At 58.9% G+C, this 13,966-nt stretch carries 15 protein-coding genes; 12 read left to right on the plus strand and 3 right to left on the minus strand.

Annotated features, from left to right (window positions below):
* Window positions 1-43: 43 nt before the first annotated feature.
* Window positions 44-2,095 carry a methionine--tRNA ligase gene (gene metG / locus GNF76_RS00695; RefSeq protein WP_155581269.1) on the minus strand — a complete coding sequence of 684 codons (2,052 nt, stop codon included), beginning with the start codon at window positions 2,093-2,095 and terminating at the stop codon, window positions 44-46.
* Window positions 2,096-2,266: 171 nt separating this feature from the next.
* Between metG and apbC the strand changes: the two genes are divergently transcribed.
* Window positions 2,267-3,361, plus strand: a complete 1,095-nt coding sequence (gene apbC, locus GNF76_RS00700) for an iron-sulfur cluster carrier protein ApbC (RefSeq protein WP_155581270.1) — start codon at window positions 2,267-2,269, stop codon at window positions 3,359-3,361.
* 494 nt (window positions 3,362-3,855) lie between these two features.
* On the opposite strand, the gene fdxA is transcribed toward apbC, so the two are convergent.
* Both fdxA and mutS read right to left on the minus strand, forming a co-directional pair.
* Window positions 3,856-4,179 (minus strand): ferredoxin FdxA, encoded by a 324-nt coding sequence (fdxA, locus tag GNF76_RS00705; RefSeq protein ID WP_071487533.1) that lies wholly within the window; start codon window positions 4,177-4,179, stop codon window positions 3,856-3,858.
* Between the two features lie 142 nt (window positions 4,180-4,321).
* A complete protein-coding gene (gene mutS, locus GNF76_RS00710) occupies window positions 4,322-6,913 on the minus strand; it encodes a DNA mismatch repair protein MutS (protein WP_155581271.1) in 2,592 nt (863 codons plus the stop codon).
* Window positions 6,914-7,110: 197 nt separating this feature from the next.
* Between mutS and GNF76_RS00715 the strand changes: the two genes are divergently transcribed.
* The 11 genes from GNF76_RS00715 to GNF76_RS00765 all read left to right on the plus strand — a co-directional run bounded on the left by GNF76_RS00715 (window position 7,111) and on the right by GNF76_RS00765 (window position 13,966).
* Window positions 7,111-7,845: a LexA family transcriptional regulator gene (locus GNF76_RS00715; protein WP_155581272.1), complete on the plus strand. Its 735-nt coding sequence runs from the start codon at window positions 7,111-7,113 to the stop codon at window positions 7,843-7,845.
* Between the two features lie 633 nt (window positions 7,846-8,478).
* Entirely contained in the window at window positions 8,479-8,817 is a 339-nt protein-coding gene (locus tag GNF76_RS00720) for a phage holin family protein (RefSeq protein ID WP_155581273.1), read from the plus strand.
* 22 nt (window positions 8,818-8,839) lie between these two features.
* Window positions 8,840-9,352, plus strand: a complete 513-nt coding sequence (locus GNF76_RS00725) for a hypothetical protein (protein ID WP_155581274.1) — start codon at window positions 8,840-8,842, stop codon at window positions 9,350-9,352.
* A 3-nt stretch (window positions 9,353-9,355) separates the two neighbouring features.
* Window positions 9,356-9,967, plus strand: a complete 612-nt coding sequence (locus GNF76_RS00730) for a phage baseplate assembly protein V (RefSeq protein ID WP_155581275.1) — start codon at window positions 9,356-9,358, stop codon at window positions 9,965-9,967.
* 9 nt (window positions 9,968-9,976) lie between these two features.
* Entirely contained in the window at window positions 9,977-10,309 is a 333-nt protein-coding gene (locus tag GNF76_RS00735; protein ID WP_155581276.1) for a phage baseplate protein, read from the plus strand.
* On the plus strand, window positions 10,306-11,301 hold the full coding sequence (locus GNF76_RS00740; RefSeq protein WP_155581277.1) for a baseplate J/gp47 family protein: 996 nt from the start codon (window positions 10,306-10,308) through the stop codon (window positions 11,299-11,301). The genes GNF76_RS00735 and GNF76_RS00740 overlap by 4 nt, the downstream gene beginning before the upstream one ends.
* Complete coding sequence (locus GNF76_RS00745; protein WP_155581278.1) at window positions 11,298-12,026, plus strand: phage tail protein I; 729 nt, start codon at window positions 11,298-11,300, stop codon at window positions 12,024-12,026. Before GNF76_RS00740 ends, GNF76_RS00745 begins: the two co-directional genes overlap by 4 nt.
* Complete coding sequence (locus GNF76_RS00750) at window positions 12,023-12,553, plus strand: hypothetical protein (RefSeq protein ID WP_155581279.1); 531 nt, start codon at window positions 12,023-12,025, stop codon at window positions 12,551-12,553. The genes GNF76_RS00745 and GNF76_RS00750 overlap by 4 nt, the downstream gene beginning before the upstream one ends.
* Before the next feature lie 47 nt (window positions 12,554-12,600).
* Window positions 12,601-13,383, plus strand: a complete 783-nt coding sequence (locus tag GNF76_RS00755; protein ID WP_155581280.1) for a phage tail protein — start codon at window positions 12,601-12,603, stop codon at window positions 13,381-13,383.
* Window positions 13,384-13,385: 2 nt separating this feature from the next.
* Complete coding sequence (locus GNF76_RS00760) at window positions 13,386-13,688, plus strand: hypothetical protein (protein ID WP_246211841.1); 303 nt, start codon at window positions 13,386-13,388, stop codon at window positions 13,686-13,688.
* An 86-nt stretch (window positions 13,689-13,774) separates the two neighbouring features.
* The gene (locus GNF76_RS00765) at window positions 13,775-13,966 is read left to right on the plus strand and encodes a hypothetical protein (RefSeq protein WP_155581282.1); all 192 of its coding nucleotides are present in this window, start codon (window positions 13,775-13,777) and stop codon (window positions 13,964-13,966) included.

Genomic DNA, 13,966 nt, shown 5'->3' on the forward strand with positions numbered 1-13,966 from the left:
TAGCCCTGTAGCGAGCGGGCAGGCCCGCTCGCTACAGGTAGGTTTACTTGATGCGCTGGCCGGGCTTGGCGCCGCTGTCAGGGCTCAGCAAGTAGATCTCTTCACCGCCAGGGCCGGCCGCCATCACCATGCCTTCGGAGATGCCAAAACGCATTTTCCGGGGCTTGAGGTTGGCGATCATCATGGTCAGGCGACCTTCCAGCTTGGCCGGGTCCGGGTAGGCACTCTTGATCCCGGAGAACACGTTGCGTTGCTCATCACCGATGTCCAGGGTCAGGCGCAGCAGCTTGTCGGCGCCTTCCACAGCTTCGGCCTTGAGGATCAGCGCCACCCGCAGGTCGACAGCGGCAAATGCGTCGAAGTCGATTTCGGCAGACAGTGGATCTTTAGCCAGTTCGCCATTACCGGTCGGTGCGGCTTCGCCGGTATCAGTCTTGCTGGCTTCCAGATCTTCTTTCGACGCGTCGGTCATGGCCTGGACTTTCACCGGGTCAATGCGGGTCATCAGCGGCTTGAATTCATTGAGCTGATGGTTGCTGAGCAAGGTCGCGTGATCGTTCCAGGTCAGCGGCGGCACATTGAGGAACGCCTCGGCGTCGGCCGCCAGCAATGGCAGCACCGGCTTGAGGAAGATCACCAACTGGCGGAACAGATTGACGCCCGTGGCGCAGATGGCCTGGACTTCATCCTGCTTGCCTTCCTGTTTGTTCAGTGACCACGGTGCCTTGTCGGCAATCCAGGCGTTGGCACGGTCGGCCAGGCCCATGATCTCGCGCATGGCGCGGGCAAAGTCACGGGCTTCATAGGCGTCCGCGATGCTTGGCGCGGCGGCCAGGAACGCGTCGGTCAGCTCTGGCGCGGCATTTTCTGCCACCAGCACACCGGCGTTGCCCTTGTGGATAAAACCCGCGCAACGGCTGGCGATGTTGACGACCTTGCCCACCAGGTCCGAGTTGACCTTCTGCACGAAGTCTTCCAGGTTCAGGTCCAGGTCGTCGACGCCACGGCCCAGCTTGGCGGCGTAGTAGTAGCGCAGGTATTCCGGCGACAGGTGATCCAGGTAGGTGCGCGCCTTGATAAAGGTGCCACGGGACTTGGACATCTTCTGGCCATTGACGGTCAGGTAGCCGTGTACGGCGATGCCGGTCGGCTTGCGGTAGCCCGAACCTTCGAGCATTGCTGGCCAGAACAGGGCGTGGAAGTTGACGATGTCCTTGCCGATGAAGTGATACAGCTCGGCGGTGGAGTCCTTGCCCCAGAACGCGTCGAAGTCCAGCTCCGGCGTGCGGTCGCAGAGGTTCTTGAAGCTGGCCATGTAGCCGATTGGCGCGTCCAGCCACACATAGAAGTACTTGCCTGGCTCGTCAGGGATTTCGAAACCGAAGTACGGCGCATCGCGGGAGATGTCCCACTGTTGCAGGCCGGCGTCCAGCCATTCGGCGATCTTGTTGGCCACGGCGTCTTGCAGGGTGCCGCTGCGGGTCCAGGTTTGCAGCATTTGCTGGAAATCCGGGAGCTTGAAGAAGAAGTGCTGGGAGTCCTTGAGCACCGGTGTGGCGCCGGAGATCGCCGACTTCGGATTCTTCAGGTCGGTGGGTGCGTAGGTAGCACCGCATTTCTCGCAGTTGTCGCCGTACTGGTCTTCGGTGCCACACTTCGGGCAGGTGCCCTTGATGAAGCGGTCGGCCAGGAACATTTTCTTTTCCGGGTCGAAATACTGCGTGATCGAACGCGTGGCGATGTGCCCGGCGTCCCGCAGCCGCTTGTAGATCTGGCTCGACAGCTCACGGTTTTCTTCGGAGTGGGTCGAGTGGAAGTTGTCGAAGTCCACCAGGAACTCGGCAAAGTCGGCGCTGTGTTCAGCCTGGACGTTGGCGATCAGTTGTTCCGGGGTAATGCCTTCCTTTTCGGCGCGCAACATGATGGCCGAACCGTGGGCGTCGTCCGCGCAGACATAAATGCATTGATTGCCGCGATGCTTCTGGAAGCGCACCCACATATCGGTCTGGATGTACTCAAGCATATGGCCAAGGTGGATTGAACCATTGGCATAGGGCAGGGCGCTGGTGACGAGGATCTTGCGTGGCTCGGACATGGGGCTCGGCTACTTGATGAAACGGAGGTCGGCCACTATAAAGCGCCAGGAAATTTATTTCACCCCGTCGCGTTGTTTCAGCGTTTTCCATTACCGCGAAAGCATGCCGCTGGAAGCTCGGAACGGTTAGGATAGCCGCCTGTTTTAGTCAGTCTTTTTCGGGAGTAGCCCATGAGCGCCGTCAATCGCGCAGCGGTGGAAGCCGTTCTTCGCCAGTACACCGACCCCTACCTGAACCAGGACCCGGTCAGCGCCGGGTGCGTTCGCGTCATTGATGTGCAGGGTGACAAGGTCTCGGTCCAGCTTGAACTGGGTTATGCCGCAGGTCTGTTCAAGAGCGGTTGGGCGCAGATGCTGCAAATGGCCATTGAAGGTCTGGCTGGTGTCAGCACGGCCAAGGTCGATATTCAGTGCGTGATTGCACCGCACAAGGCCCAGGCGCAGATTCCAGGGCTGGCCAACGTCAAGAACGTGGTGGCCGTTGCTTCTGGCAAGGGCGGCGTGGGCAAATCCACCACCGCCGCCAACCTGGCCCTGGCCCTGGCCCGTGAAGGCGCCCGCGTCGGGATTCTGGATGCGGACATTTATGGACCGAGCCAGGGCGTGATGTTCGGCATCGCCGAAGGCACCCGGCCGAAGATCAAGGACCAGAAATGGTTCGTGCCCATCGAGTCTCATGGTGTGGAAGTGATGTCCATGGCATTCCTGACCGATGACAACACGCCGATGGTCTGGCGTGGGCCGATGGTCTCCGGAGCCCTGCTGCAACTGGTCACCCAGACCGCCTGGGGCGACCTGGACTACCTGGTGATCGACATGCCGCCAGGCACCGGTGATATCCAGTTGACCCTGGCGCAAAAGGTGCCGGTGGCCGGTTCGGTGATCGTCACCACACCTCAGGACCTGGCGCTGCTGGACGCGAAGAAGGGCGTGGAGATGTTCCGCAAGGTCAATATCCCGGTGCTGGGTGTTGTGGAAAACATGGCGGTGCACATTTGTTCCAACTGCGGCCATGCCGAGCATCTGTTCGGTGAAGGCGGTGGTGAAAAGCTGGCGACCCAGTACGGTGTCGAACTGCTGGCATCGTTACCGCTGTCGATGGTGATTCGTGAGCAGGCCGACGGCGGCAAGCCTACCGTGGTCGCCGAGCCTGACAGCCAGATTGCCATGGTGTACCAGGAACTGGCCCGCCACGTGGGCGCTCGGATCGTCTTGCAAGAAGCGGGCGCCCAGGCAATGCCGACTATCACGGTCAGCGACGACTGATCCACCTGTGGGTAGACAAGCCTCGACGGTGTCGGGGCTTTTTCTTGCCCGCAGAACACTTAATAGAGATCGTTTGGCGTTTACGTAATTGCTGGTGTAAGCATTTGCTTACTTTTTCGTAAGTGTTTGGTTTTTTTACCGGACGCGGACAGCTCGAATGGCTGGTTATATTTGCTAACTTGCTGAAATTTAATAACTATTTATTGGTTTTTTAAGTGCGAGATCCAATCTTCTGTCCGTTGGATCACGTTGAACTTAATCGTGAACTCTCTAAGATCAGCCCTGTGTCCACGGATTGACACAGTCATCAAGGAACGATGACTCAGGGAACCTCGCAGGATGCGATTCATCAGGATGATGAAAAGGAACACAGGGACTAGGGAAAAAATGTGGGCGGGTCATACCGCCCCTTTTTTTGCCTGTAGAAAAGTGAAACCCCGTACGCAGAAACGCAAAAAGGCCCGCAAGGGGCCTTTTGGAGGGCGTCGACGCTATTAGCGCTCGAGGTCTGCAATCTTGCCTTTTTTGCCATCCCACTCTTTAGCATCGGGCATCGGGTCTTTGCGCTCAGTGATATTCGGCCAGATTTCGGCCAGATCAACGTTCAACTGAATAAATTCCTGCATTTCTGCCGGGACTTCATCCTCGGAAAAAATGGCGACGGCCGGGCATTCTGGCTCGCACAGCGCGCAGTCAATGCACTCATCCGGGTGGATCACCAGGAAGTTCGGGCCTTCGTAAAAGCAGTCCACCGGACAGACTTCTACGCAGTCGGTGTACTTGCACTTGATGCAGTTGTCGGTGACGACGAAGGTCATTTCTAATTTTCTCCTCAGGCGGCGGCAGCGAAACCCCTTGTGGCGGGGCTCGCGAGGTTCGGGAGCGATAGTCTGCGGGCCAGGCTAAAAGCCCGCAGCATCCCAAACCGCGCGAGATTCTATCAGCTTGCAAGCGTCTGCGTTAGATCCGTGTCTTCAGTGCATAGAGCATTTCCAGCGCTTTACGCGGCGTCAACTCGTCCAGGTCAAGTTTAGCCAACTCATCCAGAACCGGATGGGGCAGGCTGGCGAACATATCGCTTTGGTGTGGAGCGCTGGATTTGCTGGCTGCTTTCGCGGGGCTGGCCACGGGCAACTCGTGGGGCAGAGCGGTCTCTTCCAGGCGGCTCAGGTGCTCACGGGCACGGGTGATGACATCCGTTGGCACGCCCGCCAACTGGGCCACGGCCAAGCCATAACTCTGGCTGGCTGGCCCCGGCAGCACGTGGTGCAGGAAGACGATGCGCTCGTTGTGCTCGGTGGCATTGAGGTGCACGTTGGCGACCAGCGGCTCGTTTTCCGGCAGCACGGTCAGCTCAAAGTAGTGGGTGGCGAACAGCGTATAAGCCCGCAAGTGTGCCAACCGCTCGGCTGCCGCCCATGCCAGAGACAGACCGTCGAAGGTGCTGGTGCCACGCCCCACTTCGTCCATCAGCACCAGGCTACGGTCGGTGGCGTTGTGCAGGATGTTGGCGGTTTCGCTCATTTCCACCATAAAGGTCGAACGGCCACCGGCCAGGTCATCGCTGGAGCCGATCCGGGTGAAGATGCGGTCTACAAGGGACAATTCGCAACTGGCCGCCGGCACGAAGCTGCCGATATGCGCCAGCAGCACAATCAATGCGGTCTGACGCATGTAGGTGGATTTACCACCCATGTTCGGACCGGTAATCACCAGCATGCGGGTATCGTCGTCCAGCGACAGGTCATTGGCCACGAACGGTGTGGTCAATACCTGTTCCACCACTGGGTGACGGCCCTGGACAATACGCATGCACGGCTCGCTGACAAAGCGCGGGCAGTTCAGGTCAAGGTTCAGTGCGCGTTCGGCCAGGTTGCTCAGTACGTCCAGCTCTGCCAGGGCGGCCGCGGTGTCCTGCAACGGCGCCAACTGGCCGATCAAGTCTTCGAGCAGGGCTTCGTAGAGCATCTTTTCACGGGCCAGGGCGCGGCTCTTGGCCGATAGCGCCTTGTCTTCGAACGCTTTCAGTTCTGGAGTGATAAAACGCTCGGCGCCTTTGAGGGTCTGGCGGCGTTGGTAATCGATAGGCGCCTGTTCGGCTTGCTTGCTCGGCAACTCAATAAAGTAGCCGTGGACGCGGTTGTAGCCGACTTTCAGGTTGGCCAGGCCGGTACGGGCTTTCTCCCGGGCTTCCAGGTCGATCAGGAACTGCCCGGCGTTCTCGCTCAGGGATTGCAGTTCGTCCAGCTCGTTGTCGTAACCGGTCTTCAATACGCCACCGTCGCGGATGATCGCTGGCGGGTTGTCGATGATGGCTTTTTCCAGCAGTGCCGCCAGCTCCGGGTAGGTGCTGGTGGTCACGGCTAGCTGTTGCAGGTGCGGCGCTTCCAGTTCAGTCATTGCCACTTGCAACTGCGGCAGGGCGCCGAGGGCATCCCGCAGGCGTGCGAGGTCACGAGGCCGCGCGTTGCGCAGGCCGATCCGCGCGAGGATCCGCTCGATATCGCCGATTTCCTTGAGCTGCGGTTGCAGCTTCTCAAAGCGATAGCGGTCCAGCAGGCAGGTAATCGAGGTTTGACGGGATTGCAGCACCGTCAAATCTCGCAGCGGGCGGTTCAACCAACGGGTCAGCAGACGGCTGCCCATGGCAGTCTGGCAACGGTCGACCACCGATTGCAGGGTATTATCGCGACCGCCGGCCAGGTTAGTGTCCAGCTCCAGGTTGCGTCGGCTGGCGCCATCGAGCACCACGGTGTCATCCAGGCGCTCATGACGCAGGCTGCGCAAATGGGGCAGGGCGGTGCGCTGGGTTTCCTTGGCGTAGCTGAGCAAACAACCGGCGGCGCCGATGGCCAGGGTCAGGGTTTCGCAACCAAAGCCCTTGAGGTCTTGCACGGAGAACTGTTGGCACAGGCTTTTCAGTGCCGAGTCACGTTCGAAGTCCCACGGCGCGCGGCGCTTGGTCCCACGGCGGCGTTCCGCCGGCAGGTCTTTGGGCCAATCGTCCGGAATCATCAACTCCACCGGATTGACGCGCTCCAGCTCCGCCAGCAGATTCTCCCAGCCCTTGATCTCCAGCACCGTAAAGTTGCCGCTGGTGATATCCAGCACGGCCAGGCCGAACAGCCGCTCATCCCCCAGCACTGCCGCGATCAGGTTGTCGCGACGCTCATCCAGCAGCGCCTCATCACTCACCGTCCCCGGGGTAATAATGCGCACCACCTGACGTTCCACCGGGCCCTTGCTGGTGGCCGGGTCGCCGATCTGCTCACAGATCACCACTGATTCGCCGAGCTTGACCAGCTTGACCAGGTACCCTTCCAGCGAGTGATAAGGGATCCCGCACATCGGAATCGCCTGCCCCGCCGACTGCCCACGCGCGGTCAGGGTGATGTCCAGCAACTTGGCCGCTTTCTTCGCGTCTTCATAGAAGATCTCGTAGAAGTCGCCCATGCGATAGAACATCAACTGATCAGGGTGCTGGTTCTTCAGGCGCCAGTACTGCTGCATCATTGGGGTGTGGGAGGACAGGTCGGAAGTGTTTTTACTCATTGGATAGTTAGCAAATTCGTTGGAAGTGATGGGGCAAAGGGGGCGCTTGGCCCAGCATTTTTTGCAATGGGCGCAAGGTTAACACGCAAGGTCAGGGCTTCGCAGTTCACAACGGCGCGGTATAAAGGCACGGCTAATGCATAAAATATGCAAAATAGCATTTGCCATCCACGAAAACTGCCTTCAATATCCGCGTTATGCAAAAACGCAACGTTTCTATCGTCTTAAGAGAGCTGTTGGATCGCGACCGGATCTCCCCCACGGAGCTTCACCGGCGTACCGGCGTGCCTCAATCCACACTGTCTCGGATCCTCAGCGGCAAGATCGTTGATCCGTCGGACAAACACATCTCACGCATCGCCGACTACTTCCGCGTCAGCACCGACCAACTGCGCGGGCGCGCGGCCTTGGTGGCGTCGCGGGAAGACGAGCGCGACCCGATGCATTCGGAACTCAAGGACATAAGCCTGTGGGACGACGATACCCCCGTCAACGATGACGAGGTGTCGATCCCCTTTCTGCGCGAGGTTGAATTGGCTGCTGGATCAGGAAGATTCGTCATCGAGGAAAGCGAGAAGGCCAGCCTGCGTTTCGGCAAGCGCAGCCTGCGGCATAACGGCGTGCAGTTCGACCAGGCCAAATGCGTGACCGTGCGCGGCAACAGTATGTTGCCGGTGCTGCGCGACGGCGCGACGGTGGGGGTCAATGCCGGCAAGTGCGGGATTGGCGACATCGTCGACGGTGATTTGTACGCCATCAATCACAACGGTCAGTTGCGGGTCAAACAGCTCTATCGACTGCCTTCCGGGATTCGCTTGCGCAGTTTCAATCGCGATGAGCACCCGGATGAGGACTACAGCTTCCAGGAAATCCAGGAAGAGCAGATCAGCATCCTGGGTCACGTTTTCTGGTGGGGCATGTACGCCCGTTAACTTCTCCCTGTAAGACAAAGCCCGCCACTGAGCGGGCTTTTTTTCGCCTGTGCAAAACCGGCAAACCCTTTACCTATAAGGGGTTTATGCGTCTGTGCATTTGCCGAGCAAAAATAAATGCATTTGTGCATTGACTGTATATGCATACATGCATATTCTTCACCTCAAGCCAGCCAACAAGGTCTGGTGGAGGTGGCAAGGATGCTGCCAGGGAAGACAAGGACGGCACGCAACATCGGCAAGGACGCCACCCAGGGTGGCAGGGATGCCAGGCAACACCGGCAAGGATGCCAGCGCTCTTTAGTTTCACCGTTTTACAGAAAAACAGGCAGCGATGAACCGGCCTTAACGGTTCAGAGGGTTGGCAACTGACCCGGGTGTGCAGCGTAAAGCACCAGAAGCAGTTATCCGGCAGACAGGGATCGTGGTCGGAACTAACAATTTAAATGGACCCGTACCGCGCCAGTAGCGCCGAAAGGTCGAGGACCGCATTACTGAAAAGCCCGGGCAACCGGGCTTTTTGGAATGCCTACCTGAAGAAGGCGCCCTTTGAGACGCAATGGATTTGAAACTCATACGGATTAACCAACGCACCGGCGCCAGGCCGGTATCACTCATTCCAGGAGGCCTGACATGACAAACGAGCAGCAAGCGTTAGCGGAAATGCCTATCTGGCTGGTCATCGTATTAGCAGTGATCGGCGGGGTTTCCGGAGAAATGTGGCGCGCCGACAAGGAGGGCGCCCGCGGCTGGTCTTTGCTTCGTCGCTTAGTCCTGCGCTCCGGGGCGTGCATGGTCTGCGGGGTCTCGGCATTGATGCTGTGTTATGCCGCCGGCATGTCGATCTGGACTGCCGGCGCCATTGGCTGCCTGACCGCCATGGCCGGTGCCGACGTGGCCATCGGCTTGTATGAACGCTGGGCAGCCAAGCGGATCGGGGTCAACGAAGGCCCACCGCCCAACCAGCCGTGATTGTGGCAAGGAAGTTACTTAAATGATGCTTATCGAAAAACCTTCCCAGTTGCCGATGGCCATCGGGGACGCGCTGCACCGTGCCTTTCCTGATGTGCGGATAGGCAGCCACCAGGACTTCCAGGGAGCAGAGGATAAGACCGGCGTATTGATCACGGTCGAAGGCAATGGCCCCGGGGTCCGCTCCCTTGAAGGGCGCAAGGCCCATGTCATGGCGATTTCGCTCAAGGCCATGGTTGCCCGGGGAGCATTGCCGTTTGATGCCTGTGACCTGGCCAGCCAACTGATGGACCTGGTGCTCGACAACCGTTGGAACCTGCCGTCCGCGCAGTGTGATTTGCCGGCGAGCATTGTCGCTGTACCAACACTGCTCGGCGCACAACCCGACTACGACACCTGGACCGTTTCCTTCACCCAAACCCTTTATCTCGGTCAGCCGTTGCTCGACGATCCTCAGGGCAAACCTGTGTTTGCCTGCACGTGGGAAGTCTCGAACATCGATGACCCCGACCAATATCAGGCACTGCCGGGGTAGCCCATGTTTGACGCGCTGTTACGCATGCAATTGGCGCCGATCGTCGAGCGTCTGGCGGAAATGGAAACCCAGTTCGAAGACCTCTACCGGCGTGCCGAAAGTTTCTGCCGGATCGGCGTGTGCCAGGAAGTCGATGCCGCCAGCAACACCTGCAAGGTCAGTCACGGCGAACTGCTCACCCCGGCGATCCGCTTCTTCAACCCCAGCGCTGGTGCGCAGACCGAGACGCGTATCCCTTCGGTGGGTGAGCAATGTCTGGTGCTCAACTATGGCGGCGGCGAGGGTGGGGCGCAGTCGGTGGCCTTGTTTGGCCTGCACAGCGACCGCTTTCCGCCGGTCTCGACGGTCGCCACGTTGACCCGCCGCCGTCATCAGGACGGCACGCAGAGCGACTACGACGATGCCAGCCATGTCTTCAACTGGAGCAATGGGCCGACCGTCTTCAAGGGCTCCCGCGACCGGGTCGACGTGAGCATCGGCGCAACCAGCCTGGCCATGACCGCCCAGAACCTCGAACTGAAAGTCGGCGCGGTCGGCATGGTGCTGGATGCCAGCGGTGTTCACTTCAGTGGCCCGGTGGTGGATCACCTGGGCCGGGTCATCAGCCCCAGATAAGGACTTCTCATGATCGGAATCGATCGAAATACCGGCGCCACGGTGGACGACTGGCTGCAATTTGTGCAGCGCGCCACCCGGGCGCTGACCACCCCGCTGGGCACCCGGCAAAAGCGTCCACTGTACGGTTCGATGATCCCGCAACTGTTGGGGCAGAACCTGGGGGATGACCTGTTGATTCTTGCCCAAAGCCACGCCGCCCAAGCGTTCTACAACCCACAGAACGGCATCGCTGATTTTGAACCGCAGGTGATCGTCGCCAGCCGTCAGGGCGCCGGTCTGTTGTTGCGCTTCGCCGGCACCTGGAAAAACCGCAAACAATCCTTCGAGGTAGTGACATGAGCATGCTGATACCCGGCCAGAACCAGTTGGCCGAGCCGGCGATCATTGCCGTCGACGAGTTCGAATCGCTGCTGGCTGAATTCAAGGCATTCGTGGTCAGTTACGTTGCCGACCGCTCGCCGCAAAACGCAGCAAAGCTGAAGGTCAGCCTGGAAAACGAAAGCGAGCTGCTGACCCTGGCGCTGGAAGCTTTTTGCGTGCGTTTGCAAACCCACGAACGCAAGTACAACACCCGCATCAAGCAGATGCTGGCGTGGTGGGCTACCGGCAGCAACCTTGATGCGCGGCTCGCCGACATGGGCCTGGAGCGTCAAGTGCTGGACCCAGGCGACCCGGCGGCGTTTCCGCCGGTCCCGCCCACCCTGGAAAGCGACGACGACGCCCGCTTGCGCTACTACCTGGCACCTCATGCGCCGGCAGCGGGCTCGCGGATGCAGTACCGCCGCGAGGTCTTCACCCTGGGTGAGCGACCTGCGGTGAAAGTGCAAAGCGCAGCACCGGGTGTGGTGACGGTCACCTACACCTTCGACCCGGATGGCTATGCCGCCCAGGTCAAGGATGGCAATGGTCGTCGAACCGCACCCGGTGAAGTGATGGTCACCGTCTTGTCCCGGGAAGGGGACGGCACGCCATCGGCGGATTTGCTCGATGGCGTTCGCCGGCACTTCACCCGGCCGGATGTGCGGCCGGAAACCGATCTGGTGACGGTGCAGGGCGCGCAGATCCTGCGTTACAAGATCCGGGTGGTGGCGAAGATCAACGCCGGTCCGGATTCGGGGCTGACGCAGGTGGCGGCGCAGCAACTGCTGCAAGCCTATGCCGAGTCCTGCCATCGGCTGGAAGGGCGAGTGGATCCGAGTTGGATCGACTACACCATCCATACGGCGGGTGCGGCGCAGTTGCAGATCCTCGAGCCGTTGGCGCCGATTGTCACCACGGCGTTCCAGGCCCCGTATTGCACGGGTGTCGAGGTGGAGGTGTACACGCTATGAGTGAGCCCAAGCCAAGCTTGTTACCCGCCAACAGTTCGCCGCTGGAGAAAGCGCTGGACCAGGGTTTCGGCCAGTTGCTCGATCGGGTCACGCCCCCGTTTCCTGCGTTGATGAACCCGCTCGAAACACCGGTGGAATTTTTGCCGTACCTCGCCGCTGACCGTGGCGTCAGCGAATGGGATGCCGCCGCCAGTGAGTCTGAAAAGCGCCTGACCGTAGCCCTGTCCTGGCAGATCCAGCGCCAGGCCGGTACGCCCAAGGCATTGAGCTACGCCGTCGAGTCGCTGGGCTTCACCCCCAATATCAGTGCCTGGTACCAACAGCGACCCTTGGGTTTGCCTTACACCTTCGACGTGCAGGCAATCATCGGCCGCAGCTGGTCCAGCGGCGACCATAACCGTTTGATCCGCCGCATCAATGCGGCCAAGAGCGAACGGGATCAGGCGACCATCACCATCGTTCACCAGACCCAGGGTGGTTTGCGCATTGCAGCCGCCGCTGACCCAGGGCTAAGCATCAGTGACGACAGCCATCCGTGTGCGTTGCCTGAAGTGAAACTGCGCGGCGAACTTTCATTAACCAGTGCGGCCCATACCCCGCTGAGTGACAGCGAGCTGTTTTTGTGGGGCGCACTGCCCGAACTCGGGCTGGCTGCCCGGCTTAACAGTGTCGGGGTTGCCCGGCACTACACCATTAACGACTACGACCTCAGGGCGCAGCCATGACAGAAGACATTACGCGCCTGGTGCGCTTCACCTCCAAGGGATTGGATGAAGTGCTGCAGGCAAAGAACCAGGGCTTGAAAGGCGAGATCACCCACATCGGCGCCGGCACGGGTCGTTATGACCCCGACGGTAGCGAAGTCGCACTGCGCGACGAACGCCAGCGCGTAGCGATTGTGGATTACGAGGACCTGGGCGACCGGCAACTCAGGATGGCCGCGCTGTTTGATGGCGAGGGCGAGTATGAGATTGGCGAGTTCGGGTTCTACCTCGCCAGTGGGACGCTGTTGGCCGTGTATTCGGTGGTCGGGAAGTTACTGACGTATAAGGCCGCAGCGGCTCGGGTGCTGCAGAAGTTTACGCTGGATATTTCACCGTTGCCGGCTGATAGCGTGACGATTGTGGTGGGGAGTGAAAACCTCAATGTACTGCTGGCCGAGGAGATTGCGATTATGGCGGCGGCTTCGGTTGGCAACATGTCGCGCCACGTTGATTTGATGTTCCGGGTTATGCATCTCGAAGCGAAGTAGTAGCACTGACAAAAGTGCTGGAAAGATTAATTAACAGGGAGTTGATGATGGGAATTGAAACGACTATCACGAAAGTTGTGGATGCGTGTAATAAGCTGACGGAAACGGTTACTAACCAGATCGGTAAGATTGATGCTCAAATGGATGTGGCTCTGGGGCAATTCACGGCCTGGCGCGGAAGCGTACAAGCCAAGGATATTAATGGTCGTGCGTCCTACTCTCAGGTTATCGATCTTACTGGGCTATCTACGAATATTTTCTACCCTGTCTGGTGGAGAATGCCGGGTAACGAGAAGGGAATTTCGGAGATCGTTATCTCTAGGAATTTTTCGCAGAATCATGAGTTGAATCCCTTCAATAATAACTTCGACACTCATGTCGCAGGTCTGAACTTGGAAATGGAGGGGTGCGGGATTCCATGGAATGGAGATGCCAATTTTTTGACAACTAAGCGGATCTCTCAAACTTATCGAGAGACCGTTCGTCGTGCGCAGTTTGGAATGCTTTCCTATGTCCGTCCAGTGACGGGGTTGAAACCTATTTGGCTCAATCAAGTTCCAGGCACGTTAGTGAGCTCGCCGCAAGAGTCTGGATGCTATCTGCGTGGTGGCCTTAGCTATTTGGTGACCAAAAGTTTTGAAGAGCCCGTGAAGTACAGTCGTTCGGATGCAGAGGTTGAGCTGAGCCAAGCGGTCACGCCAGAATATGAGATCTCTTGGAAAGTTAAGCCTTTTGCCATAACAGCAACGGAGTTGGGTGAAACCTATCCGGAAAGCAGGATGGCTTACACATTGGATAACGATCAGCGCTATGCAGTTAAAGGAGTATGACCATGGCCGGCTCTATTAAAAAGTTGCTGCTTGAATCTGGTGAAATACTCATAAATGTTCCTGCGGATCGCCCAACATTGATTGCTCTTGGCTTCAACGAGACTCGCGCCAATGAACTCTGCGAGGAGGCTGAAAATGCGACGAAGTTGGAAGGCATAATCGCCGCCCGTCGTACGCTGTACGTAACTCAGGCCGATCCCCTGTTCCTTGAATGGCAATACGACGAAACCCAGGAAAAGGAAAAGGCATGGCGAGATAAAGTCGCCGAAATCAAGGCGCGTTACCCGCTGCCTGATCGCACCTGATCTCTACCGCGAAAGCGGTTTTTTTTCGCCCGCCCAAAGCCCCTCCCGCAGGGGCTTTGGCGTTTTGCACCCGGAGAATCTTAAACATGGCAAACCGCCAAACCTACACCGTCCTCGTCCCATTCCCCACCGGAGGTGGCCATTGGTCCACCGTCGGCCAGGAGCTGGACCTGCTGGACGTCGAAGCATCTGCGCTACGTACCGCCGGCCGCCTGGAACTGACCAGCGCCCTGGACACCACCAAGGCCAAGAAGGCCGCCACCAAGAAGGCTGAATAA

The organism is Pseudomonas spelaei, from assembly GCF_009724245.1.
In the GTDB taxonomy this organism is placed as follows: Bacteria; Pseudomonadota; Gammaproteobacteria; order Pseudomonadales; family Pseudomonadaceae; genus Aquipseudomonas; species Aquipseudomonas spelaei.

Excerpts from the sequence above, each read along its gene's own strand:
- metG (WP_155581269.1), bottom strand. The coding sequence starts at position 2,095 with ATGTCCGAGCCACGCAAGATCCTCGTCACCAGCGCCCTGCCCTATGCC.
- apbC (WP_155581270.1), top strand. The coding sequence starts at position 2,267 with ATGAGCGCCGTCAATCGCGCAGCGGTGGAAGCCGTTCTTCGCCAGTAC.
- fdxA (WP_071487533.1), bottom strand. The coding sequence starts at position 4,179 with ATGACCTTCGTCGTCACCGACAACTGCATCAAGTGCAAGTACACCGAC.
- mutS (WP_155581271.1), bottom strand. The coding sequence starts at position 6,913 with ATGAGTAAAAACACTTCCGACCTGTCCTCCCACACCCCAATGATGCAG.
- GNF76_RS00715 (WP_155581272.1), top strand. The coding sequence starts at position 7,111 with ATGCAAAAACGCAACGTTTCTATCGTCTTAAGAGAGCTGTTGGATCGC.
- GNF76_RS00720 (WP_155581273.1), top strand. The coding sequence starts at position 8,479 with ATGACAAACGAGCAGCAAGCGTTAGCGGAAATGCCTATCTGGCTGGTC.
- GNF76_RS00725 (WP_155581274.1), top strand. The coding sequence starts at position 8,840 with ATGATGCTTATCGAAAAACCTTCCCAGTTGCCGATGGCCATCGGGGAC.
- GNF76_RS00730 (WP_155581275.1), top strand. The coding sequence starts at position 9,356 with ATGTTTGACGCGCTGTTACGCATGCAATTGGCGCCGATCGTCGAGCGT.
- GNF76_RS00735 (WP_155581276.1), top strand. The coding sequence starts at position 9,977 with ATGATCGGAATCGATCGAAATACCGGCGCCACGGTGGACGACTGGCTG.
- GNF76_RS00740 (WP_155581277.1), top strand. The coding sequence starts at position 10,306 with ATGAGCATGCTGATACCCGGCCAGAACCAGTTGGCCGAGCCGGCGATC.
- GNF76_RS00745 (WP_155581278.1), top strand. The coding sequence starts at position 11,298 with ATGAGTGAGCCCAAGCCAAGCTTGTTACCCGCCAACAGTTCGCCGCTG.
- GNF76_RS00750 (WP_155581279.1), top strand. The coding sequence starts at position 12,023 with ATGACAGAAGACATTACGCGCCTGGTGCGCTTCACCTCCAAGGGATTG.
- GNF76_RS00755 (WP_155581280.1), top strand. The coding sequence starts at position 12,601 with ATGGGAATTGAAACGACTATCACGAAAGTTGTGGATGCGTGTAATAAG.
- GNF76_RS00760 (WP_246211841.1), top strand. The coding sequence starts at position 13,386 with ATGGCCGGCTCTATTAAAAAGTTGCTGCTTGAATCTGGTGAAATACTC.
- GNF76_RS00765 (WP_155581282.1), top strand. The coding sequence starts at position 13,775 with ATGGCAAACCGCCAAACCTACACCGTCCTCGTCCCATTCCCCACCGGA.